At 35.1% G+C, this 25102-nt stretch carries 16 protein-coding genes and 1 CRISPR repeat array (1 of these 17 running past the window's edge); of the genes, 7 read left to right on the top strand and 9 right to left on the bottom strand.

Annotated features, from left to right (window positions below):
- Positions 1 to 1258: direct repeats of the CRISPR family, unit length 36 nt; unit sequence AATATCGTGTCTTCTAATCTTTAATCAAACCACAAC (it extends 3187 nt beyond the left edge of the window).
- 93 nt (positions 1259 to 1351) lie between these two features.
- The 3 genes from ACZIX2_RS09830 to cas9 all read right to left on the bottom strand — a co-directional run bounded on the left by ACZIX2_RS09830 (position 1352) and on the right by cas9 (position 6295).
- Positions 1352 to 1627, bottom strand: a complete 276-nt coding sequence (locus tag ACZIX2_RS09830) for a type II toxin-antitoxin system RelE/ParE family toxin (protein WP_463339922.1) — start codon at positions 1625 to 1627, stop codon at positions 1352 to 1354.
- A complete protein-coding gene (locus tag ACZIX2_RS09825; RefSeq protein WP_315176619.1) occupies positions 1620 to 1859 on the bottom strand; it encodes a CopG family transcriptional regulator in 240 nt (79 codons plus the stop codon). The genes ACZIX2_RS09830 and ACZIX2_RS09825 overlap by 8 nt, the downstream gene beginning before the upstream one ends.
- 107 nt (positions 1860 to 1966) lie before the next feature.
- A complete protein-coding gene (gene cas9, locus ACZIX2_RS09820) occupies positions 1967 to 6295 on the bottom strand; it encodes a type II CRISPR RNA-guided endonuclease Cas9 (RefSeq protein ID WP_463339921.1) in 4329 nt (1442 codons plus the stop codon).
- 401 nt (positions 6296 to 6696) lie between these two features.
- Here cas9 and ACZIX2_RS09815 point away from each other — a divergent pair, with 401 nt between their 5' ends.
- From ACZIX2_RS09815 to ACZIX2_RS09795, 5 genes are all read left to right on the top strand, one after another.
- Positions 6697 to 7086 carry an HU family DNA-binding protein gene (locus ACZIX2_RS09815; RefSeq protein WP_463339920.1) on the top strand — a complete coding sequence of 130 codons (390 nt, stop codon included), beginning with the start codon at positions 6697 to 6699 and terminating at the stop codon, positions 7084 to 7086.
- A gap of 29 nt (positions 7087 to 7115) precedes the next feature.
- Positions 7116 to 8468 carry a DNA recombination protein RmuC gene (locus ACZIX2_RS09810; protein ID WP_463339919.1) on the top strand — a complete coding sequence of 451 codons (1353 nt, stop codon included), beginning with the start codon at positions 7116 to 7118 and terminating at the stop codon, positions 8466 to 8468.
- A gap of 100 nt (positions 8469 to 8568) precedes the next feature.
- Complete coding sequence (locus tag ACZIX2_RS09805) at positions 8569 to 9111, top strand: YceI family protein (protein ID WP_463339918.1); 543 nt, start codon at positions 8569 to 8571, stop codon at positions 9109 to 9111.
- A gap of 32 nt (positions 9112 to 9143) precedes the next feature.
- Entirely contained in the window at positions 9144 to 9608 is a 465-nt protein-coding gene (locus ACZIX2_RS09800) for a hypothetical protein (RefSeq protein ID WP_463339917.1), read from the top strand.
- A gap of 155 nt (positions 9609 to 9763) precedes the next feature.
- On the top strand, positions 9764 to 11062 hold the full coding sequence (locus tag ACZIX2_RS09795; protein WP_463339916.1) for a DUF389 domain-containing protein: 1299 nt from the start codon (positions 9764 to 9766) through the stop codon (positions 11060 to 11062).
- 1 nt (position 11063) lies between these two features.
- On the opposite strand, the gene ACZIX2_RS09790 is transcribed toward ACZIX2_RS09795, so the two are convergent.
- Positions 11064 to 12536, bottom strand: a complete 1473-nt coding sequence (locus ACZIX2_RS09790; protein WP_463339915.1) for a LysM peptidoglycan-binding domain-containing protein — start codon at positions 12534 to 12536, stop codon at positions 11064 to 11066.
- Between the two features lie 50 nt (positions 12537 to 12586).
- Here ACZIX2_RS09790 and ACZIX2_RS09785 point away from each other — a divergent pair, with 50 nt between their 5' ends.
- Positions 12587 to 12769, top strand: a complete 183-nt coding sequence (locus tag ACZIX2_RS09785) for a hypothetical protein (RefSeq protein WP_463339914.1) — start codon at positions 12587 to 12589, stop codon at positions 12767 to 12769.
- A gap of 54 nt (positions 12770 to 12823) precedes the next feature.
- Here the strand turns inward: ACZIX2_RS09785 and ACZIX2_RS09780 are convergent, their stop codons facing one another.
- From ACZIX2_RS09780 to ACZIX2_RS09770, 3 genes are all read right to left on the bottom strand, one after another.
- Entirely contained in the window at positions 12824 to 15595 is a 2772-nt protein-coding gene (locus ACZIX2_RS09780) for a bifunctional aconitate hydratase 2/2-methylisocitrate dehydratase (protein WP_463339913.1), read from the bottom strand.
- A 334-nt stretch (positions 15596 to 15929) separates the two neighbouring features.
- Positions 15930 to 16883: an AAA family ATPase gene (locus ACZIX2_RS09775; RefSeq protein ID WP_463339912.1), complete on the bottom strand. Its 954-nt coding sequence runs from the start codon at positions 16881 to 16883 to the stop codon at positions 15930 to 15932.
- 76 nt (positions 16884 to 16959) lie between these two features.
- Positions 16960 to 18360: a peptidylprolyl isomerase gene (locus ACZIX2_RS09770; protein WP_463339911.1), complete on the bottom strand. Its 1401-nt coding sequence runs from the start codon at positions 18358 to 18360 to the stop codon at positions 16960 to 16962.
- Positions 18361 to 18664: 304 nt separating this feature from the next.
- Here ACZIX2_RS09770 and ACZIX2_RS09765 point away from each other — a divergent pair, with 304 nt between their 5' ends.
- Entirely contained in the window at positions 18665 to 20254 is a 1590-nt protein-coding gene (locus ACZIX2_RS09765; protein ID WP_463339910.1) for a peptide chain release factor 3, read from the top strand.
- A gap of 72 nt (positions 20255 to 20326) precedes the next feature.
- On the opposite strand, the gene ACZIX2_RS09760 is transcribed toward ACZIX2_RS09765, so the two are convergent.
- Together ACZIX2_RS09760 and rpoC are read right to left on the bottom strand one after the other, a co-directional pair.
- Positions 20327 to 20629, bottom strand: coding sequence for a DUF3467 domain-containing protein (locus ACZIX2_RS09760; RefSeq protein ID WP_463339909.1), 303 nt, complete (start codon positions 20627 to 20629; stop codon positions 20327 to 20329).
- Positions 20630 to 20727: 98 nt separating this feature from the next.
- Complete coding sequence (rpoC, locus tag ACZIX2_RS09755; protein ID WP_463339908.1) at positions 20728 to 25035, bottom strand: DNA-directed RNA polymerase subunit beta'; 4308 nt, start codon at positions 25033 to 25035, stop codon at positions 20728 to 20730.
- Positions 25036 to 25102 lie beyond the last annotated feature (67 nt).

Here is a 25102-nt window from a genome sequence, read left to right as displayed (position 1 = left end):
CCACAACTTGCGCTTGGTCAAAGGGATTTTCCTTGTCAATATCGTGTCTTCTAATCTTTAATCAAACCACAACCTATTCGTCCGCTTAACCTATACCGTTGTAATATCGTGTCTTCTAATCTTTAATCAAACCACAACTGTAGTGTTTTACCTTTTCCTCACCCTAAAAATATCGTGTCTTCTAATCTTTAATCAAACCACAACGGTGCTTATGTTCAAGTTCCTGCTGAGTTTAATATCGTGTCTTCTAATCTTTAATCAAACCACAACTTGATAAGTACTCATAATTTAGAATTTCACAATATCGTGTCTTCTAATCTTTAATCAAACCACAACTACGGAAAAGGCTATATTAATAGTATTTCAAATATCGTGTCTTCTAATCTTTAATCAAACCACAACTCATAAATTCCTACTTCATTTTTTTTCATTAATATCGTGTCTTCTAATCTTTAATCAAACCACAACGTATACTTATACACAAATAAAGCTTATTTAATATCGTGTCTTCTAATCTTTAATCAAACCACAACCTTTCGACCTCAACGCCGTAAACTAATGTTAATATCGTGTCTTCTAATCTTTAATCAAACCACAACACAAAGCACCAATCACACCTAACGAGTTTAATATCGTGTCTTCTAATCTTTAATCAAACCACAACGGGATGCGACGATTTTTGAACTATGCAAGGAATATCGTGTCTTCTAATCTTTAATCAAACCACAACAGTATCCTCGAAGTTTAATTGTAGTTGATGAATATCGTGTCTTCTAATCTTTAATCAAACCACAACTTTGTGGCCTAAATTCGCACAATTAGGAGAAATATCGTGTCTTCTAATCTTTAATCAAACCACAACGTTGGAACGATTTTATTACTAATCCTTTAGAATATCGTGTCTTCTAATCTTTAATCAAACCACAACTGAGGCTCTGTAAATGTCGGCTAGTGCGCTAATATCGTGTCTTCTAATCTTTAATCAAACCACAACTTCTCGTTTGTTTTGTGCTTGTATTTTTAGAATATCGTGTCTTCTAATCTTTAATCAAACCACAACTTTTCAGGGAACTTATTTAATATTGCTTGTAATATCGTGTCTTCTAATCTTTAATCAAACCACAACTGGTAACAATATTACTGCTACTGCCGAGGCAATATCGTGTCTTCTAATCTTTAATCAAACCACAACAGATCCACAACAAGGGAGCCCCTTTACGGTAATATCGTGTCTTCTAATCTTTAATCAAACCACAACAGAAAGCTACTGCATCCCTGCTGGGCGGATGCCCTACCTTTCAGTTGTGGTTTGAGATGTTTAAGAGGTCGAAAAACTTATGTCAAAGAACTTTTAGAATTTTTGCCTTCCAATAATTGCCATTATTTCTATTTCATTGGCATTGATTTTATAAAAAATGGTATCAACTCCACAAACACAATATCTATATCCTTGACGAAAACGAATAGCTTCTGGAAATAGATACGGATTTGATGCAATTTTTGAAAAGCAATCAAAAAACATATCATAATATTTATTGGCTTGAAGAATTCCGTAACGACCAATTCCATATTCAAAAATCCGAGCCAAATCCTCCTCAGCTTGAATATTAAGTTTATAACTAAACATTTAGTTTTTTCTTAATATCTGCTAATAATTCCTCTTTTGTTTTGGTGCTAAATCCACTTCGCTCCGCTCTATCAAGCTTCATTCGTACAAATTCAACATATTCATCATGTTCTCTTGCTTGCTTGATTAAATAATTTACCGCTTCACTTTTGCTCGTAAATTCTTCATTTGCTACTTGCTGTTTTAACCATTCATCATTTTGATTGGCTAAAGTGATACTTTGTCGTGTCATAACAATAATTTTAGTTGGTGTAAATTTACACCAAACTTTTGAAAAGAAATTACATTCTTGAAATTTTTACTGATACTTAAATTTTTAGTTTGATTGGATTAAAACACCTATAAAACTCTAACTTTACCTAATGAACTAATTTTAAATTCTATATTATTCAATAAAAAATTAAAATTACCCATTGTTAATCTCAACCATGGTACGGGATTTTCAAATTCTATTTGTGAGTTTTTAAGCCCATTATCAGCCATATATTTTACTATCGTCATTTCTTCTTTATTAGCGCTACTTTGTTGCATAGCGGTTTTGTGATGTCTAAACTGTATTCTACCGTCTGATTCAAAACCGATAACTTTATACAATCTATTTACTAACTCAGAATCTTCTAGTTCTTCTAGCTCTAATTTGCTCTCATTATAAAACAATACAAGATCTCCCTTTTTCACAGTATACTTAAGAGGTAAGTCCGATTTCAAATGAACATCTGGCACAATTGAATTTTGCTTCTTTAAATCATTACTTAATTTATAATAATTACCAGCATCCATATAATTTAATAATTCAAATCCTCGTTTTGTATTACCTTTTTTATCAAGTCCTTCATATATTGCCATAGCATAATTTTCTCCGTTAACACCATATACTTTTTGTTTATGTTCGTGTCGGGATTTTGATAAGTTACCATGTTCTTTAATATGCAATGGATTTTTTACGGAGTTGGCATACAAACGAACTTTCTGAATTGGAATTCCTTTTTCTTCATTCATCCAAACTTTTTGATTATCGGCAATTTTATTTTTTTGTTGAGGATTGGAAGAAATGATCAAAACTTTATTAGCAATGGCTTCTTTTACTTTTTCTTTTACTACTTCATCTACAATGTTTTCTACATCAGTGCCCTTAATACTTTCTATATCTTTACGGATTACATAACGGATTTCTTCTTGATTCAAAGGATTCTTAATAGCTCCGTAAATACTATCTTGATGCAAAGATCCACGAACGGTATCGCCTTGTTGCACTCTTGGTATTCTCTTTCCTTCTGAATTTAACTTATAAATTATTTTACCGTTTTCATCTTTTTGAGGTACTTTTTTACCGTTTTCATCTTTAGTCATTTTAGCCAAATACTGTTTTTTACCACGAACACGAATGATTTTCTTCGACTGTTTTTTTACATTATCAGGAGTGTGATGCGAAACCAATATTTCTTCCTCTATTTTCTTAATATCTTCTGTGAAAGTCGACCAAGGTTTAGAATCGGCTAATAATTTTCTAGCCAATGGTAAGTTTTCATTGTCTTCATCTGTCCAAGCTTTTGCTAATACATCGTACTTGTCTTTGGTCATACAAGCAATAGTTATAGCATCTATTGTATGATGCGTATGCTTACTACGGTCTTTTTCTACATAATATTTTTTACCGTCTTTACTATAACTTTCCTGAATACCCCATATTTTTCTAAATTCGGCAACCATTCCCCCTTTTACACTTTCCACTCTTGTGAAATAAGAGTTTAAATACGCACGAGAATACTTGGTAATAATTCCAGTGTCTGGGATTTGGCTGTTTTTAAAACCTACTTTTGGTTCTTTCCAAACAAATCGATCATATTTGCCTTTAAGATAATCTCTTTTCAACGTTAGAAAATGTCTTCTTCGAATTTTCTTATCTTTAGCATCTTTGGTTGCAGCAGCTTTTATACCTCTAGAAAGCTGTTCAATTTCCCAAGATAGTTTGTCGGCTTCAAATCGCCAGTGGTCCACACGTTTTAGAATCTCCTCGTGATTTGCTAACTCAATCGGCATTTTGTTTTTCTTTATTTCACGATTAAAACGCTGGCTACACAAGGTTTTATTCATTAAGGAATTATCTTGCGAAATACTTCTTGGTACAGTATGTTCGATATCATACTTCGGGTTTTCGCCAATAAAATCACAGATACTGATATTTTTCCCTTCCTCATAGATTTCTTTCTTCTCCTGCTCAATCCATAATTGATAACGTAATAAATCATCTTCTGAAGGTTCAATTTCTTTGTTACATTCCGCAAAATACAAAGCCTTTATTTCTTTTCTGTACTCCTCTTTTTTGATTTGATTTTCTTTTTGAAAATCTTGAATCGCTTTTCGTTTGTTAGCATCGTTTAACTCACGAGCCAATTCGATATGCACTCTTGTTTTTTCATCTACTAAACCTTCAATAATCAAGGTGTTTAAAACTTTACGTAACTGATGCAAAGCCCGCATTGCCATTGGATTTTTAATCGATGAAATTAATGGACTACCTAAAACAACTTTTTTATTACCAAATTCATCTTCAATTACTTTCTTTTTGAAAACATCAATATCCGAAGGATGAAAAAGTTTATTCAACTTGTTAGGATTACTGCAATAGATTTCACCATCTTCATTTTCACCTTTTAAAAATTCCAATACTTTTTCGTCTAAGCGCTTAACAGAAATGTATTCGTATTTCTTTAATTGTTCTATAAAAACTGGGAATAAATCCTCTACAATTTCTTTTTGATTCTCGATTTCTTTAAAAAACGAACTCACTTTTTTAACTAAATCTGCTTTATAAGACGATTCTGCTTCTATTGAATAATAACAATTGTTTACTTTACAATCTTTAATTAACCCGTTTACTATTTCTAGTTTACTGTTCTCAAAACTATTGTTTTCAATAATTTCAGCAATTCTATTTTGGATGTACAGCCTTTCTTCTGGATTTTTCCAAATGTTTTCGTCTACAATCTTTTCAATATTAGCCATAAATACCGCATGCGAATAGAGCAAACCTTGTTTGAGATAAGGAAGTATTTTATTAATTGCACTTAAACTCAAACTCGCAAAATCTTTCTTCAATCTTATTTTAGAATATGATTTGGCTCTTTTTTCATCCAAACCTAATTTCTCCATCGCATATTCTTCCAAATAAGCATCTGAGGTAGAAACCGTCAACAAATGCCATAAATCTTTGTAGTCTACCTCTCGTTTTACAAATTTGCCTTTACTATTTTTTGTTTCATATGTCCACGTTTTTGTATTCCATTCTTCTCCTAATACATTTTTTAAAGAGGCTGAAACTACACAACCAGCAACACTATCTTTTGCTTTGTAATTAAAAATATACGAGGAAGCTTTTGCACTTGATGACTTATAAAAATCAGGAGTATATCCTTTTGGAGTAAGTTCTTTGGATAGGTCTTCGAAATTAAAGTTGTCTTTTTTTCTAAAAAACTTTGGAATTAATTGTTGCTTTTCTTCTATAGTTAAAAAACGCATTTGTTCGTCTTGTGGTGTTTTAATTTTAATAGTATTAAGGTAAGACCACATACGATAGGCTTCAAAATCAGGATGAGAAATGGCGCATCGAGATTTCGTTTTATCCAAAGAACATTTTCCAATTAATCCTTTTTGTGATTTTAAAGGTCGTTGAAAAAATATGGCTCGGTATAACTCTTTAGCCAAACCAGAATATCTTTTTTCAGGTATATTCTCATTTTTGTTAATTGAACTTAAATTTTGCACTTCGCAAATTTTTTCAAATTCATTCAAATAATGAGATTCACGAGCTGTGTAATGATTTCGTATTTTGCCTTTGTTGTATAAACTAAAAAAGTATTGTCCTAAAGTTTCAAAGCCACCATCCTTTATAGCTTGGGAAATCTCTCCAATTTCTTGTTTTACCGCACCTTGATCTTCTTTTCTATTTAATCTAGCTATGATTTCTGTTTTAGCTTTTTCAAATTCATTTGCTTTAATTATTTTATCTAAAGCATTGTATAAAGATTTAAGCTTCTTTTCACCCTCATCTAACTCCTTCGCATTTTTATCTAAAATATCCAAGCCATCAAAATATTCCTGAATTTCAATCTTTAAGTCGTTAATGGTGGTTGTTTCTTCTATTCTGCTTTCAATGTTTGGAGCATGTAACTCAATAACACCCTCAGCGGATTGATCTAAACGATTACTTAAGAAACCTCTTCTTTGTGCCAAATGATAAAAAGCTCTTCCTAATTCATAAAGTGCAACCTTATCTTTACTCGCTTTATCTCTAAATACATAGGGGTTAATATTATTGTCGTCATCGGTACGCAACCACTTTAAGAACTCTTGATTTAATGGATATTGCTTAAACCCTGATTTACGCCAAGCCTCTACTTCATCAAGAGATAATGGACACATCCCATTTTTTGACAAAACTTTTAAAGTTTCATATTTACGAAGTTTTCTTCTAAATTTAATCTTACGTGCACTTCTATAACCTGTTCTTTCAGCTGCTCTAGAACTTTCAATCCCTTTTTCGGACTTCACCCCCTCAGAAAATATTCTAACTCCTTTATCTACCAATGAAAACTCATTACCTTCTTTATCCACAATCGCCCACCCGATCGAGTTCGTACCTAAATCTAATCCCAATATTTTTGCCATAATACAATCAATTTTGTAAGAATTTTTAAAGCTATGAAAAAAATAATTAACCACATTATGGTTTCCCATATTAGGATTAAAGATTTTTTTTCCTACATTTACCTCAGATTAAAACTTCTAATCTTTAATCTTATCACAATAAGGCTATATGCCGTAGGTGAAAGCCTTAAGTCCTGCTTCGGTGGGACTTTTTTTTTGGAACCACATATTTTATTACTTCGTCCTCATCAAATTTTCAATTCATCAGCATGAACTTTTAAATTCGTCCGCATGAGCCAATCAATCGACCGCGGTCGATTCACTAAATGACCGCGGTCGATTGAACAATTGACCGCGGTCAAATTCACGAATCATCAAAACAAATCCGTATCTTTGTCCGTATCATCCCAAATAGCACACCTATGGCTGTACCCTATACCATCGTTCAAAAAAAGATCCCTAGCCCATCAACACCGGCTATTTCCTATTATCCACGCGTTACCAAAAGTGGGGCGCTAGATCTTGACGAATTATCAGAAAGGGTTTCCAATAGTTGTTCGGTAACCCAATCGGATTGCTATGCCGTGGTCATTGGTTTAGTTAACGAAATTGCCAAGGGTTTAGAACAAGGCAATATCGTACATTTGGGGCAATTGGGAGCCTTTCAAATTAGCGTTCAAAGCCACCCTAGTGCCACACCCGATGAGGTAAATCCCTCCAAAATAAAACGAAGCACTATTGTCTTTCGGCCGGGTAAAAAATTAAAAAAAATGCTTGCTCAACTTACATTCATCCCAAAACTCAAATCCTAATCATTTTTTCACTTGATAAATCTTTTTCTATGATAACTTATCTCCCTTTTTTTGTTAGTTTCCTGGTAGCGCTCGCTCTAGGTTTTTTTATGGGCAAAATTTTTTATGCTCAACAATCCAAAACTGCCCTTACGTTTTTGGAGGAAAAAAACAAACTCATAAGCTCTCAACATGCGGCCGAGAAAGAAGCTCTCGAAAAACAACTGGCTTGGCATCAATCCGAAAAAGAGGCCATCCGATTGGAAAAAGACAGCTTGGCACTGCAGCTTTCCAAAAAGGAAGTCGATTTTGATAATCTATTAGAGCGTCATAAAGAACAAAAAAATGAGGTAGAACAATTGCAAGAAAAATTCGCCAAAGAGTTCGAAAACTTGGCCAACAAAATTCTGGACGAAAAATCGAATAAGTTTACTGAGCAAAACAAGGAGAATTTAAAAAACATCTTGAGTCCGCTTCAAGATAAAATCCAATTATTCGAGAAAAAAGTCGAAGACACCCATAAAGAAAGCATTGACTATCATGCGGCCTTGCGTCAACAAATTCTTGGGCTACGCGAAATGAATTTACAAATGAGTAAAGAAACCATCAATTTGACCAAAGCACTTAAAGGCGATAGTAAAATGCAAGGCAATTGGGGCGAGTTGGTTTTAGAACGCGTTTTGGAAAAATCAGGTTTGGAAAAAGGGCGTGAATACGAAGTACAGCAAAGCCATCAAACCGCCGAAGGACAACGCGTATTGCCTGATGTCGTGATTCATTTGCCCGATGGTAAAAAAATGATTGTCGACTCCAAAGTATCCTTGACCGCCTATGAAAAATTCTGCAACGAAGAAGACGATAGCTTGCGAGCAACCTATTTGAAAGAACACGTAGCTTCTATCAAGCGTCACGTAGAACAATTGGGCGAAAAAAACTACCATGACTTGTACCAAATGGAAAGCCCCGATTTTGTCTTGCTTTTCATTCCTATTGAACCTGCTTTTGCCACTGCACTTCAAGAGGAATCGAGTCTCTACAATAAGGCTTTTGAAAAAAACATTGTAATTGTAACCCCCTCCACGCTCTTGGCTACCTTACGCACAATCGATAGCATGTGGACCAACCAAAAACAACAAGAGAATGCTTATGAAATAGCACGTCAAGCCGGAGCATTGTATGATAAATTTGAAGGTTTCCTTGCCGATTTAATCAAAATAGGTAAAAAAATAGACGAAAGTAAAACAGAATACGGAGCTGCGATGAGCAAATTGTTTGAAGGCAAAGGCAATTTGATTATAAGTGTTGAAAAACTTAAGAAAATGGGCGCGAAAGCTAAAAAATCCTTACCCGATGTCGTGCTAAAAAGAGCTGAGATCAATTGCGACTCTCAATTAGAAGCTTAACCGATTGGTTTTTTTATTTACCTTAAGAAATTATTAAGATTTTATAATTGTGAACTACCGCATAAAAACGTAACTTTAAGGTAACCAATAAGTTATCAGCATGACAAGAATTCTACTTTTAATTTTCATCTGGGTTTCCTTTTCTGCTTCCGCTCAAGATCGATTCTCTTCTGATCAGGCGTGGGTTGATTTTGAAGCTTCGGTACCATTATTTGAAGAAATAAAAGCCAAAAACGAAAAGGTTTCCTGTAATGTAGAATTAAAAACCAGCGAGTTAAACTGTACGTTGTACATCAAAGATTTTCAATTTAAGAGAGAGTTGATGCAAAAGCATTTTAACAGCAATTATTTGGAAAGTGATCGTTATCCAAAGGCAACCTTTATTGGCAGGATAAACAAATTTGATTACAAATCATTATCCGCCAACGGCAACGAATATCAGATAAAAGGCATGATTAGAATTCATGGAAAATCCAAACCATTAATTTGCAAAGCTTGGGTTAAGAAAACAGAAAATGGACTAGAAATTAATTCTAATTTTATTTTAGTAACAGATGATTTTAACATAGAAATCCCTTCTTTAATTGCAAACAAAATATCCAAAGAAGTCCAAGTTCGTTTGTTAGCTCAATTGAAATCATAAGCCTACAGTATTCACTCTTAAATTTTGAGATTATGACAAAGGTTACATTTTACCCTGTAAAAAGATTCGCACTTGTTATCTGTGCTCTGGTAGGTTTGTTTTCGTGCAATTCGGACAATTCGGACAGCGATTCAACAACAGCCAACATCAACAATATTGTAGCGATAGTCACTAGTGGAACATGGAAAATCACCTATTTCTATGATTCCAATAAAGAAGAAACCAATAATTTTTCTGGTTATAGTTTTACTTTTGCAAACAGTGGTGTGTTAACAGCAACCAATGGCACGCTAACCCACACCGGAACTTGGTCTGTAACCAATGATGATGATAGCAAATCCGACTTGGACTTCAATTTGGCATTTTCAACTCCGGAAACCTTCGTAGATTTGACCGATGATTGGGATATCATAGAAAAAACAAATTCGACTATTAAACTTAAAGACGTAAGTGGAGGTGACGGGTCGATTGACTATTTAACCTTTACGAAAATCTAAATTGCAAAACTCCCAAATATATACTAAACGTTGAAGACTATTCAACGTTTTTTTTTTAAATTGTATTTTTTTCTAAAATACCAGAATTAAAAATCGGGTGGCAATCGCTTCAAAATCTTACTTAAACCTACTTGACCTTACTAAAAACGTTACCTATGAATAGAATTCAAAATTTCCTTGATCTACATGTTGGAGAAGAAGACAAACAGAAGGTACTTGAAAACGTCAAAGCCAATATTTCATTTAGAGGTTCATCCGTTTGGATTTTGGCCTGTGCCATTGTAGTAGCCTCGGTAGGACTGAATGTCAATTCCACGGCCGTAATTATTGGAGCCATGTTGATATCACCTCTTATGGGGCCTATAGTGGGAGCAGGTTTTGGTTTAGGCATCTATGACTTTGATTTATTAAAAAAAGCCGCCAAAAACATTGCAATTGCAACCATTGTAAGTATTGTGGTTTCTACGATATACTTTTATGTGAGCCCTTTCAAAGAAACGCAATCTGAAATTTTAGCTAGAACAACTCCTACCATCTATGATATACTAATAGCTTTTTTTGGAGGCTTAGTAGGCGTAATTGCGACCACTCGTGTAGAAAAAGGCAACCCTATCCCCGGAGTAGCTATTGCCACTGCCTTAATGCCGCCACTTTGCACCGCTGGCTATGGATTGGCCATCGGTAATTGGAAGTATTTTTTAGGTGCCCTTTTTTTATACACTATCAATTGCGTATTTATTTGTATTTCGACTTTCATTATTGTCAAATATCTAAAATATCCCGAAGTAACTTTTGTAGACTCCAAATACCGCAAGCAAATCAAACAAACCATATCAACTATTATTGTCTTACTGATTGTCCCTAGTGTATATTTTGGCTATCAATTATCGCAAGAGAAAAAATACAACCAACGTGTGGCCGAATTTATAAATGAAGAATTCACAGATAAAGGATACGCCATACTGTATCAAAAAATCAATTATCAAAAAAAGCCAAAAAGTATAGAATTGGCGATTCTCAATAAAAAAATTAACAAACAAGAACAACGCAACCTCAATAACCTTTTAAAGAGGTACAAGATTTTCAATACACAATTGATTTTTAAACAAGATACAACCGATCTTAAAAAGTTTATTTTAGAAAATAGTGTCACAGAAAAGGCGAAAGAAAATGAAAAAGACCTGACGATTATGACTTTAAAAAATAAAATCAAAGCCAATACTTTCAATAACGATAAGCTTCGAGAAGAGGTCTCGATTTTGTTTCCTGAAATCACAGATATTTCTGTAGCCAATCATATTTTTAACGAGAACACAGACAGTACCACGACAAAAACTGTAGCAATTTATCGTAGTTCTAAAAAAATAAGCACAAAAAACGAAATGATTTTAAAACAATGGCTAGCCAAAAGAATCAACAAGAAAAGTGTTGCTTTATACCAAGAAGTGCCTTAAATTATCTCAAAATGCGGTTTACTTGAGCAAAATTTCTATGATAATACGATTCTTTGGTTGAAGATATAATTACCCCCTGAGATGTTGAAGAATGAATGAATTTAATTTCGTCACCAATTACATCTACCACCATACCCACATGATTAATTCTTCGACCACCACGGGTTTTAAAAAAAATCAAATCACCTTTCTTGGCTTCTAAAGGAGCTATTTTCACCCCAATATTTGATTGCTCAATAGATGATCTTGGTAACTTAATATCCATTGAATTAAAAGTAGCACAAATAAGTCCTGAACAGTCAAAACCCGCACGAGTTGTCCCCCCAGGTCGATAACGCACTCCAATATTATCCGATGCTCTTTCTATTAATTCATCAGCAATTGATACATCACCAAAAAAATGATCCGAATGATTTTCAACAACTACAGTATCTTGAGTAACTTCGGATGAAGAAGGAGTCATAGATTGCTCTAAAACAATAGCAGATGGTGCTTTCACTTGCAAAATAGCCCCCACTTTTAAAGCACCTTTGATAGAAGGATTCCATTCTTCTAAGTTTGCTACCGTAATACCGTACTTTTTTGCAATGCCATATTTGGTTTCTTTAGGCAAAACCTCGTGTTGGGTAATGCTTGTGGTTGCTGAAGCAATAGATCCTACCTGTTGCTCTTCGGTTTGCACTATTTTTTCTTCAGATTTTGGTTCCAAAGTAGAAGTAACAGTTTCCGTTTTTGAATTTGTATCAGAGACAACATCTGCGGTAGTTTTTGCATTCATTGGCACTTGAAGCAACTGACCTTTGACTATTGCTGCATTGATGATTGTTGGATTTAATCTTTCCAATTCGGCTACTGTAATACCGTAACGTTTTGAAATTCCATACTTAGTCTCGGCAGTTTGCACTTCATGAGATTGCAAAGCAACATTAGCTGGCAATGAGGTCGAAGTCGATTGAGTACTAGCCTCAACAACAGCGCCCTTTACTTCAGTTGAACCATTTTGAACTAAATCTTGTTTTGCTTCCGTGACTATAGGAAGTTCAAAGTCTTTTGGTACGACAACAGTAATTTTCTTTCCGGTTTGCAAACCTTTTTTTCCAAGATTAGGATTGCTTTTTTTAAGTTCGGCTATTGTAAGATTAAATTTTTTAGCAACACTAAACAACGTCTCTTTAGGCAAAACCTCATACTCTATTGTTTTAGTATCTGCTACTGGAGTTGTTTTAGTTTTGGCTTTAAGTTTTGTTTGTTTTTTGGCATTTTGGTCTGGAATTTTTAATTCGGCTTGCAATTTTAAAATCCCTTTGGCGTGAGGATTGAGTTCAAAAATTATTTTTTGACTAACATTGTATTTTTCAGCAATAGATGAAATGGTTTCTCCTTGTTTAATTTTGTGTGTAATATATTTTTCTTGAGAAAAAAGTGCTGCCGAAGTAAACAAGAAAAACACCAAAAAGAAACCAAAAAACCTCATACTTAATACATTCAAAATACAACAATATTATTACCAAAACACTGGTTTTTATGTTTTTACATCAAAAAACCAAAACTAATAAAGCAAAAAACAAGATAATTATCAATATTCACAAAGATATTGCTTTTCATCTTTGCAAAAATGTTAAAAATTCAAAAAATATTGAATTATATTTTAACCCAATGTCAGCTTTTACTCAAATTAGCAACAGCCTAAAAAGCTTACCAGAGTAAAAATAACAAGCCCGAGCATTACTCGGGCTTGCTTCTCTCTATAAAGAGTTTGAATTATTTTACTAATAACTTATGCGAAGGTGCAAACTTAGTAAGATTGATCCCTTGAACCGCTTTAATATATTCTTCGATAGTTGGCGTTCTTCCTAACAAAGTTGACAAGACCACAACCGGAGTAGAAGACAATAAAGACTCTCCTTTTTTCGTATCTGAATCTTCTACGACACGGCCTTGAAACAAACGCGTCGAAGTCGCCATTACAGTATCACCTTTAGCGGCTTTTTCTTGGTTACCCATACAAAGATTACAACCTGGACGCTCTAAGTACAACATATTCTCATAAGATGTTCTTGCGGTTGATTTTGGCGCATTGTCATCAAACTCGAATCCGGAGTATTTCTGCAAAACTTCCCAATCACCTTCTGCTTTTAATTCATCTACGATATTATAAGTTGGTGGCGCTACTACCAATGGCGCTTTGAACTCCACTTTCCCTTCTTGCGCTTCAATATTTTTAAGCATTTGCGCTAAGATTTTCATATCGCCTTTATGAACCATACAAGACCCAATAAATCCAAGATCTACTGTTTTAGTTCCACCATAAAAAGACAAAGGTCGGATGGTATCGTGAGTATAACGTTTGGATACATCTGCATTGTTTACATCTGGATCGGCAATCATTGGCTCTGCAATTAAATCCAAATCCACTTCAACCTCGGCATAGTATTTCGCGTTGGCATCTGGGCGTAAGGCAGGATTTGCTCCAGATTGGATTTCAGCAATTCTAGCATTCGCTTTATCGATTAAACCTTGTAAAACTTGGTTTTTATTATCCATTCCCTTATCAATCATGATCTGGATTCTGGATTTAGCTATTTCCAATGATGCAATTAAAGTAGCATCTTCAGAAATACAAATAGAAGCTTTGGCTTTCATTTCTGCTGTCCAATCCGTAAACGTAAAGGCCTGATCAGCAGTTAATGTTCCAATATGAACTTCAATAATCTTCCCTTGGAACACATTTTCGCCTCCAAATTTTTGTAGCATTTGTGCTTGCGTTGCGTGTACCACATCGCGGAAATCCATGTATTCCTTCATCGTTCCTTTGAAAGTAACTTTAACAGAATCAGGAATTGGCATAGAAGCTTCACCTGTTGCTAAAGCCAAAGCCACAGTCCCAGAGTCGGCACCAAAAGCTACCCCTTTGGACATACGAGTATGCGAATCGCCACCAATAATAATTGCCCAATCATCTACAGTAATATCATTCAATACCTTGTGAATTACATCGGTCATTGCTGGATATACTCCTTTGGGATCGCGAGCCGTAATCAACCCAAAATTATTCATAAACTGCATCAACTTTGGAATATTAGCTTGCGCCTTTTTATCCCAAACCGAAGCTGTATGACAACCTGATTGGTACGCTCCATCTACTATTGGAGATATCACAGTAGCTGCCATAGACTCTAATTCTTGAGCTGTCATTAACCCTGTAGTATCTTGAGAGCCCACGATATTCACAGTAACGCGAACATCTGAACCCGAATGCAAGACTTTGCCTGGAGTAACTCCAACAGCATTCTTGTTGAATATTTTTTCCACTGCAGTTAATCCTTGCCCTTCATGAGAAATTTCTTTTGAAGGAGCATATACTGTAGGAATAGCTATACCAAGTACATTGGCTGCAAATGTTTGTAATTTTTTACCAAAAACGATCGCATATGATCCACCAGCCTTGATGAATTCCATTTTTTGCGGAGTGAAAGATTTAGATAAATCAATCAACTCTTTATCTCCGTTGTATAATTTTTTGGTCTTAGTATTTATTGTCAATACCGTACCAGTAGCTACCGAATATACTTCCTCCAAAATAGGATCTCCATTTTCGTTTAGCACAACTTTTCCTTCGGCATCTACTTTCTTTACCCAGTTTTTAAGATCAATTCCGATACCTCCGGTAACATCCACCGTAGTTAAGAAGATAGGAGAAATACCATTGGTACCAGCTACAATTGGAAAATAATTCACAAACGGCACATATGGACTGGCTTGTTTACCTGTCCATAAAGCTACGTTGTTCACTCCTGACATTCTAGAAGATCCAACACCCATAGTACCTTTTTCGGCAACCAACATCACAGATTTATCGGGGTGTTGCGCTTGCAAAGCTTGGATTTCTTCTTGTGCTTTTGCCGAAATCATACACTTTCCGTGTAATTCACGATCGGAACGTGAATGTGCTTGATTTCCTGGAGAAAGTAAATCCGTTGAAATATCACCTTCACCAGCTATAAAAGTAACCACTTTTATTTCTTCGGCTACTTCTGGAAGTTTCGTAAAAAACTCCGCCTGAGCATAACTTTCAATAATCTCTTTAGCATAAGGGTTACCGTTTTCGAAAGCCACTTTCAAACGCTCGGTATCTGCATCATAAAGATAAACCTGCGTTTTTAAAACTTGAGTAGCTTGCTCAGCAATAGCCGTATCATTACCTAATGCAAGATCCAACAAAACTTTGATAGAAGCCCCCCCTTTCATGTGCGACAACAATTCAAATGCAAAAGCAGTTGAAATTTCATTTACCACAGCTTGACCAAGAATAATTTCCTTCAGAAAAGCAGCCTTTACTCCTGCCGCACTTGTGGTACCTGGCAAAGTATTGTAGATGAAGAACTGCAATGAATCATTTCGATAAGGATGTCCCTCCTCTTTAATTTGAGCAATGATCTCACTCAAGAGTGTTGCATCATCTATAGGTTTTGGATGAAGACCCTGAATCTTTCTTTCTTCTATCTCTTTAATGTATTCGGCATATGTATTCATAATATAAAGTGATGTTTTTTTGGGCTCTGATACATGAGAATCTCACCACCAAAAGCCTAGTTGTAATAGGTGTGTTTTATTAAGGTAGGCAAATGTAAAAATTAAACATGAAATTTAAAATTATTTAATCAAAGACCCTGTTTGGAAAATTATTATTGTCAAAATCGGATTTCGATTGCTTTTTATTGACAAAAAAATATTTTTTTATTAAAATTTTGAATTATCAATATTTAAACATTAAAATATTGTGAAAACCAGAAAAAGTAAAAGATAAAAAAATGGTTCTTTATTCATATTTAAACAAAGAACCATTCTAAATTGACAAACTAAAACGTTATAAAAGGGTCGAAATGATCATTTCTTCAGAAATACCTTCCGCTTCTGCCTTATAGTTTTTAATGATTCGGTGACGCAAAATCCCTTCGGCTACAGCTTGCACATCTTCAATATCAGGTGAGAATTTCCCTTGAAAAGCAGCATGCGCTTTGGCTGCAATAATTAAGTTTTGAGAGGCTCTTGGTCCTGCCCCCCAATCCAAATATGTATTTACATAATCGGTCGCCAATGTACTATTCGGACGTGTTTTTCCAACAAGCGTTACCGCATATTCAATTACATTGTCTGCTACTGGAATACGTCGAATGAGTTGTTGAAAAGCAATAATCTCTTCGGCGGTAAAAAGTGGATTGATGGTAGGTTTTGCATCCGATGTGGTATTTTTTACTACTTGCACTTCTTCTGCAAACGAAGGATATTCTAGCTTAATTGCAAACATAAAACGATCCAACTGTGCTTCTGGCAAAGGATATGTCCCTTCCTGTTCAATTGGATTTTGGGTAGCCAACACAAAGTAAGGCAAATCTAACTGATATTTTTGTCCTGCAATGGTCACCGAACGTTCTTGCATAGCCTCAAGCAAAGCAGCTTGGGTTTTAGGAGGTGTTCTGTTAATTTCGTCAGCAAGAATGATATTCGAAAACACTGGCCCTTTAATGAATTTAAAATGACGATTTTCGTCTAAGATTTCACTACCCAATATATCAGAAGGCATTAAATCTGGCGTGAATTGAATGCGTTTAAAGTTCAACCCTAAAGCTTGCGCAAGTGTATTTACCATCAGGGTTTTGGCCAAACCAGGCACCCCAACTAACAAAGCATGCCCTCCTGAAAAAACCGACAATACTATTTGATCCACTACCGCGTCTTGTCCAACTATTATTTTGGACACTTCTTCTTTGAGTTGAATTCTTCTTTTTACAAGTGACAAAACAGCATCTACATCTGACATATTCAAAGGGTTAAATTAAAAAAGAGTTAGCAATATGAATTCATAAAACTAACTCTTTTTATTTATTTTAAAAAAATTATTTTTTCAACCAATTATTAGTAAAAGCACAATCACGATATTCACCATTTATTTTAATGTAGGTTTCTTTTATCTTTTCGTCAAACCACTTCCCAACAGCTTTGATTTGCTTTTCCTTTAAAGCCAATTCTTTAATTTTGATGTAATCTTTTGAGTAATCTGCCGTGTGCTCTTCAATTCGATTGGTCACGGTAATTATTTTGAATGTTTTTTTACCTTGTTCTTCTTCTAAAAATGGAAGAGAAATTTCTTGATCTTTCAAATTCGAAACCCTGCTGTATAAAGTTGGATCCATTTTGGTCAACTCAAATCGAGTATCTTGTGTTTTTGGATTGATCAACACCCCACCATTGGCTCTCGTTTCTTTTTCATCTGACATTGTTCTTGCTGCTTCTGCAAAAGAAATTTCTTTATCCAAAATTCTTTTTCGAATTAAACTAATTTTTTCTTGCGCCTCTTTAATCGCCTTGTCAGTAACAGTAGGAGTCAATAAAATATGACGTAATTCTAATTCTTGTCCTTTGATTTTCTCAACCATTATGATATGAAAACCAAAATCCGTTTCAAAAGGTTCGGAAATTTCACCTTCAGCCAATTTGAAGGCAACCTCTTTGAATTCTTTTACAAAAGGGGTTTTTCGGTTCATTTTATAAAAACCACCTGTTGCTCTGGAACCAGGATCTTGGGTATACAATACCGCTTTGGTAGCAAAACTTGCCCCGGCTAACACATCATTTTTAAATCCTTTCAATCGATCAATTACTTTTTGCTTGTCTTCTTGAGTAATTTGAGGCGCTACTACAATTTGCGCTACCTCCATTTCGGCACCAAAGAATGGCAAATCTGCTTTGGGGATGGCTTTAAAATAATTGCGAACTTCTTCGGGTGTTATTTCAACATTTTCAACGATTTTTTTTCCCATTTCGCTACTCAATTTCTGTTCCTTCAAAACATCAAAAAAAGTAGAACGCAGCTCTTCTTCGTTGCTTTTTTTATACATCTCTACCACTTTATCCATTGAACCCAAATTCTCAATCATGTAGTTCAAACGATCCTCCATCATCGATTTGATTTCGGCATCCGAAACCACTATACTGTCTTGAATGGCTTGATGAGCGTAAAGTTTGTCTTCTAACAATTTACCTAACATTTGACATCTTGACACTCCTTTTACCGAACCACCCGAGGCGGTAATCTCAAGAAAAGACTTATCAATGTCTGAATCCAAAACAATATAATCTCCTACCGTTGCAATTACTCCGTCTACTTTTTGACGTTGCACTGTTTTTTCTTTAGATTTTTCAGGAACAACATCTTTGATAACCTCTTGAGCTTGCATACCAAAAGAAATCAAACTCAAAAAAACAGAAAGTACGAAATTGGATTTTATAAAATTCATTGAAAATAAGTTAATATGTTTAGTTATTGTTATCAGTTTTAAATAGAATCTCGTTTGTTATTCTTAAAAAGGAAGAATCACCATGCTACTATAGGTTAAAAATCCCCTTATTAAAAACAAGAAAAACGCAAACAAAAATAACAATTCGAAGAGATAATCCAACCAAAGACCCTACTATTAACATAAAATTATTACTCATTTCCTTTTCTTAATAGAATCCTTTGGTGTTAACCCATAGAAATACCTTCTCATTTTTTTAAATCGCATTTATTAGTAGTACTTTTGCAAGCAATTTTTAGTACCTATGAGTTTTTTAAAAGAAATACAAAGAAGACGAACATTTGGCATCATTTCGCATCCTGATGCCGGAAAGACCACCCTTACTGAAAAGCTGTTACTTTTCGGTGGTGCCATACAAGAAGCAGGCGCAGTTAAGAGCAACAAAATAAAAAAAGGAGCCACGAGTGACTTTATGGAAATCGAACGCCAAAGAGGAATTTCGGTTTCTACCTCTGTACTTGCTTTTAATTACAAAGACAAGAAAATTAATATTCTTGATACTCCAGGACACAAAGATTTTGCCGAAGATACCTTCCGAACATTAACAGCCGTTGATAGTGTAATTGTAGTTATTGACGTTGCCAAAGGGGTGGAAGAACAAACCGAAAAACTAGTAGCGGTTTGTAGAATGAGAAATATTCCAATGATCGTTTTCATCAACAAATTAGATCGTGAAGGTAAAGATGCCTTTGATCTAATGGACGAAGTCGAACAAAAATTAGGTCTTACAGTAACCCCACTAAGTTTCCCTATCGGAATGGGGTATGATTTTCAAGGAATCTACAATTTATGGGAACAAAACATCAATCTTTTTAGTGGTGATAGCCGAAAAAACATTGAAGAGACCATTGCTTTTTCTGATGTAAAAAATCCAGAATTGGATAAAATTATTGGAGAGAATCCTGCTGCAAAACTACGAGATGAATTAGAATTAATAGATGAAGTCTATCCAAAATTCGACCAACAAGCCTATTTAGATGGAAAAATCCAACCCGTTTTCTTTGGTTCGGCCTTAAATAATTTTGGAGTTCGAGAACTATTAGATTGTTTTATCAGCATTGCTCCAGCACCTCGACCAAAAGAATCCGAAACAAGATTGGTGTCTCCTGAAGAGGAAAAAATGTCTGGCTTTGTTTTCAAAATTCACGCCAACATGGATCCTAAACACAGAGATCGTTTGGCTTTTATCAAGATTGTTTCTGGTACATTCGAAAGAAACAAACCCTATTATCATGTTCGTCAAAAGAAAAATTTAAAGTTTTCAAGCCCTAATGCCTTTTTTGCCGAGAAGAAAGAAATTGTGGATATTTCCTATCCTGGAGACATCGTTGGCTTGCATGACACAGGAAATTTCAAAATTGGAGATACCTTGACCGAAGGAGAAATCATGAGTTTCAAAGGAATTCCGAGTTTTTCACCTGAACACTTTAGATACATTAACAATGCCGATCCATTAAAGGCCAAACAATTAGACAAAGGTGTTGATCAACTAATGGACGAAGGTGTTGCACAGTTGTTTACTTTAGAAATGAATAATCGAAAAGTAATTGGAACAGTGGGTGCGCTACAATATGAAGTAATTCAATACCGTTTGGAGCATGAATACGGCGCAAAATGTACTTACGAAAACTTTCCCGTACACAAAGCTTGCTGGGTAAAACCTGACGATGCTAGAAATGAAGAATTTAAAGAATTCAAACGCATCAAACAAAAGTTTTTGGCCAAAGACAAGTACAATCAATTGGTTTTCTTAGCCGATTCTGATTTTACCATTCAAATGACACAAAGCAAATTCCCAAGTGTTAAGCTATTTTTCACCTCTGAATTTGATTAATAAAAAAAAGCCAACTAATGTTGGCTTTTTATACGGCACAAAAAAAGACTTCATATAGAAGTCTTTTTTTTATTACGCTTGTCCTGCTGGACCAAAATTTAGCGGAATCGGAGCCTGCTCGGTATCTTTTATCTCTCCATGAGTCATTTCAAATCGATGCACATTATCGGCTAATGCTTTTATCAAACGTTTAGCGTGTTGTGGCGTTAATACTATTCGTGACTTCACTTTGGCTTTGGGTAACCCAGGCATAATACTCACAAAATCTACAACAAATTCAGAAGAAGAGTGATTAATAATAGCCAAATTGGAATATACACCTTCGGCTACATGTTCCTCTAATTCGATATTAATTTGTTCTTGTTGTTCTTTCATGTCAAAAAAATTTAAAAACTGAAAGATTTTTTGATTTAAGAGCTTAAAAACAATCCTAAGATCATCTCTAAACTCTTAAATCTTTCAATCTTTAAATATTAGTAAATATACTCTTCTTTATTTGCCATCATATCATTGTAATCGTCTTTGGAACCAACAATGGTATTGTCATATTCTCTCATACCAGTACCAGCTGGGATTCTATGACCCACAATTACATTTTCTTTCAAGCCTTCTAATAAATCTACTTTACCTGCTACAGCTGCTTCGTTCAATACTTTTGTAGTTTCTTGGAAGGAAGCTGCAGAAATAAACGATTTGGTTTGTAAAGAAGCTCTTGTAATACCTTGAAGAATTGGCGTTGCAGTTGCTGTAATTACATCACGAGCTACTACTAAATTCTTATCGGTACGTTTCAACAATGAGTTTTCATCACGCAACTGACGTGGAGTAACGATTTGACCGGGTTTCAATACAGTAGAATCTCCTGCATCTTCCACCACTTTCATACCGTATAAATTATCATTTTCAACGATAAAGTCTTTAGTGTGGATCAATTGATCTTCTAAGAATAAAGTATCTCCTGGATCTTCAACTTTTACTTTACGCATCATTTGACGAATTACAACCTCAAAGTGCTTATCATTGATTTTTACCCCTTGTAAACGGTATACTTCTTGAATTTCATTTACCAAATACTGTTGTACAGCTGCTGGCCCTTGAATTCTTAAAATATCGTCAGGCGTAATAGCACCATCTGATAATGGCATACCTGCTCTTACGAAGTCATTTTCTTGTACAAGAATTTGACTTGATAATTTCACTAAATACTTACGAACATCACCAAATTTTGATTCGATGATAATTTCACGGTTACCTCTTTTAATTTTACCAAAAGAAACCACACCATCAATTTCAGAAACTACTGCAGGATTCGAAGGATTACGAGCTTCTAACAACTCGGTAATTCTTGGTAAACCTCCGGTGATATCGCCTGATTTTGAAGAACGACGAGGGATTTTTACTAAAACTTTACCCGCTTTAATTTTCTCTCCATTTTCAACCATCAAGTGAGCTCCTACTGGTAAGTTGTATGAACGAATTAACTCACCATCACTTCCATAAACTAGTAAGGTCGGGATTAACTTCTTGTTTCTTGATTCAGAAATTACTTTTTCTTGGAAACCAGTTTGCTCGTCAATTTCAACCATATAGGATTGACCTTGTTCTAAATCTTCGTAAGCAATTTTACCAGTAAACTCAGAAACAATAACACCATTATATGGATCCCACTTACAGATTACATCTCCTTTACCTACAGATTGACCGTCGGCAACAAAAATACTAGATCCGTAAGGAATGTTGTTCGTACTTAATAAAATACCTGTTTTCTCATCGATTAATTTCAATTCCGTAGAACGAGAAACCACAATATCAACTGAATTTCCTTCGTGATCTTCTCCTTTTACAGTTTTTAAATCTTCAACTTCGATTTTACCTGCAAAACGTGCTACTATACTTGAATCTTCTGAGATACCTCCAGCAACCCCTCCAACGTGGAACGTACGAAGTGTCAACTGTGTACCTGGCTCACCAATGGACTGAGCAGCGATAACTCCAACTGCTTCACCTTTCTGAGTCATTTTACCAGTTGCTAAGTTACGTCCATAACATTTAGCACAAATTCCTTTGGTAGCTTCACATGTTAATGGAGAACGTACTTCTACTTTTTCTACCGGAGAAGCTTCAATAGCTTTAACAATAGCTTCTGTAATTTGCTCACCAGCATGTACTAAAACATCAGACGTTAAAGGATTGATAACATCTTGTAAAGCAACACGTCCAAGGATTCTTTCACCTAAAGATTCAACAATCTCTTCGTTTTTCTTTAAGGCTGTTACTTCAACTCCTCTTAGGGTTCCACAATCTTCAGTATTAACAATAACATCTTGTGAAACGTCATGCAATCTACGAGTTAAGTAACCCGCATCGGCCGTTTTCAACGCCGTATCCGCAAGACCTTTACGAGCACCGTGAGTAGAGATAAAGTATTCAAGAATCGAAAGACCTTCTTTAAAGTTAGAAAGAATCGGGTTTTCAATAATCTCTCCACCACCAGCAGTCGATTTTTTAGGCTTAGCCATCAAACCACGCATACCGGTTAACTGACGAATTTGTTCTTTAGAACCCCTCGCTCCAGAATCAAGCATCATGTACACCGAGTTGAATCCTTGTTGATCTTCTCTAATGTTTTTCATTGCTAATTCTGTCAATTGGGCATTGGCAGAAGTCCAAACGTCAATTACTTGGTTGTAACGCTCATTATTTGTAATAAGACCCATGTTATAGTTAGCAGAAATTCCTTCTACTTGTTCTCTAGCATCGGCAATTAATTTTGTTTTTTGTTCTGGAATTCTAATATCACCCAAAGAGAAAGATAATCCTCCTTTGAAAGCGAATTTGTATCCCATATTTTTCATATCATCCAAGAAAGCCGCAGTAGTTGGAACATCAGTACAACTTAATACGTGACCGATGATGTCTCTAAGGTTTTTCTTAGTCAATACGTCATTGATGTATCCTGCTGCTTCTGGTACTACTTCGTTAAACAATACACGACCAGCTGTAGTTTGGATAATTTGGTATACTAAATTACCATTTTCATCAAAATCTTTAGCTCTAATTTTAACGCGAGCATTCAACTCTAATCTTCCTTCATTCAAAGCAATGTTAACCTCTTCTGCAGAATAAAAAGTTAACCCTTCTCCTAAAATAGTTAATTCAGGAGTAGACAAACGTTCTTTGGTCATATAATATAGACCCAAAACCATGTCTTGAGAAGGTACGGTAATTGGCGCACCATTGGCAGGGTTAAGAATATTGTGAGATGCCAACATTAATAATTGAGCCTCAAGAATTGCCTCAGGTCCCAATGGCAAGTGAACCGCCATTTGATCCCCGTCGAAATCCGCGTTGAAGGCCGTACATACTAATGGGTGTAATTGAATCGCTTTTCCTTCAATTAATTTAGGTTGAAACGCTTGAATACCCAAACGGTGCAAAGTAGGAGCACGGTTAAGCAATACTGGATGTCCTTTGATTACATTTTCAAGGATATCCCATACCACAGGCTCTTTCTTATCAATTATTTTCTTAGCTGATTTTACGGTTTTTACAATACCTCTTTCAATCAATTTACGGATAACAAAAGGTTTGTACAATTCTGCCGCCATGTCTTTTGGCAAACCGCACTCAAACAATTTCATCTCTGGCCCAACAACAATTACCGAACGAGCAGAATAATCCACACGTTTACCTAATAAGTTTTGACGGAAACGACCTTGTTTTCCTTTTAAGGAATCAGAAAGTGACTTCAATGGACGGTTAGATTCTGTCTTAACAGCAGAAGCTTTACGTGTGTTGTCAAACAATGAATCTACCGATTCTTGCAACATACGTTTTTCGTTTCTCAAGATTACTTCTGGAGCTTTAATCTCCATCAATCTTTTCAAACGGTTGTTTCTTATGATAACACGACGGTATAAATCGTTCAAATCTGAAGTTGCAAAACGACCTCCATCTAGTGGAACTAATGGACGTAATTCTGGTGGAATAACAGGAATTACTTTCATAATCATCCATTCTGGACGATTCTCACGGTTCAAGTTAGACTCACGGAATGACTCTACTACTTGAAGACGTTTTAAAGCCTCAGTTTTACGCTGTTTAGACGTTTCGTTGTTAGCGCTGTGACGCAATTCATATGACAATTCATCTAAATCGATTCTAGCCAACAAGTCCATAATACACTCTGCTCCCATTTTGGCAACGAATTTATTAGGATCAAAATCATCTAAATATTGATTGTCAACTGGAAGTGAATCTAAAATATTCAAATATTCTTCTTCCGTTAAGAAATCAAGTCTTTGTAAAGATTCTCCATCAGCATTTTTAGCAATACCTGGTTGAATTACCACATATCTTTCGAAGTAAATAATCATATCTAACTTCTTAGATGGCAATCCTAAAATGTAACCAATTTTGTTTGGCAAAGAACGGAAATACCAAATATGAGCAATTGGCACTACCAAATTGATATGTCCTACTCTATCTCTACGCACTTTTTTCTCGGTTACTTCAACCCCACAACGGTCGCAGATAATACCTTTATATCGAATTCTTTTGTATTTACCACAAGCACATTCAAAATCCTTCACAGGACCGAATATTCTTTCACAGAACAATCCGTCACGTTCAGGTTTGTGTGTTCTATAGTTGATAGTTTCAGGTTTTAAAACCTCACCTCTTGACTCTTTCAAAATAGATTCAGGAGAAGCTAATCCTATCGAAATTTTGTTAAACCTTTTAACAGGGTTTTTATCTTTATTATTTCTATTATTCATCATAGTAATACTATTGATTTTTTTGATAATTGAAAACATTTTTGAAGTTATCAGTGATTGAATCAGAAAT

The organism is Flavobacterium riviphilum (assembly GCF_055231795.1).
The sequence above is the reverse complement of the archived record's forward strand: the minus strand, read 5'-3'. Positions and strand labels throughout refer to the sequence as shown.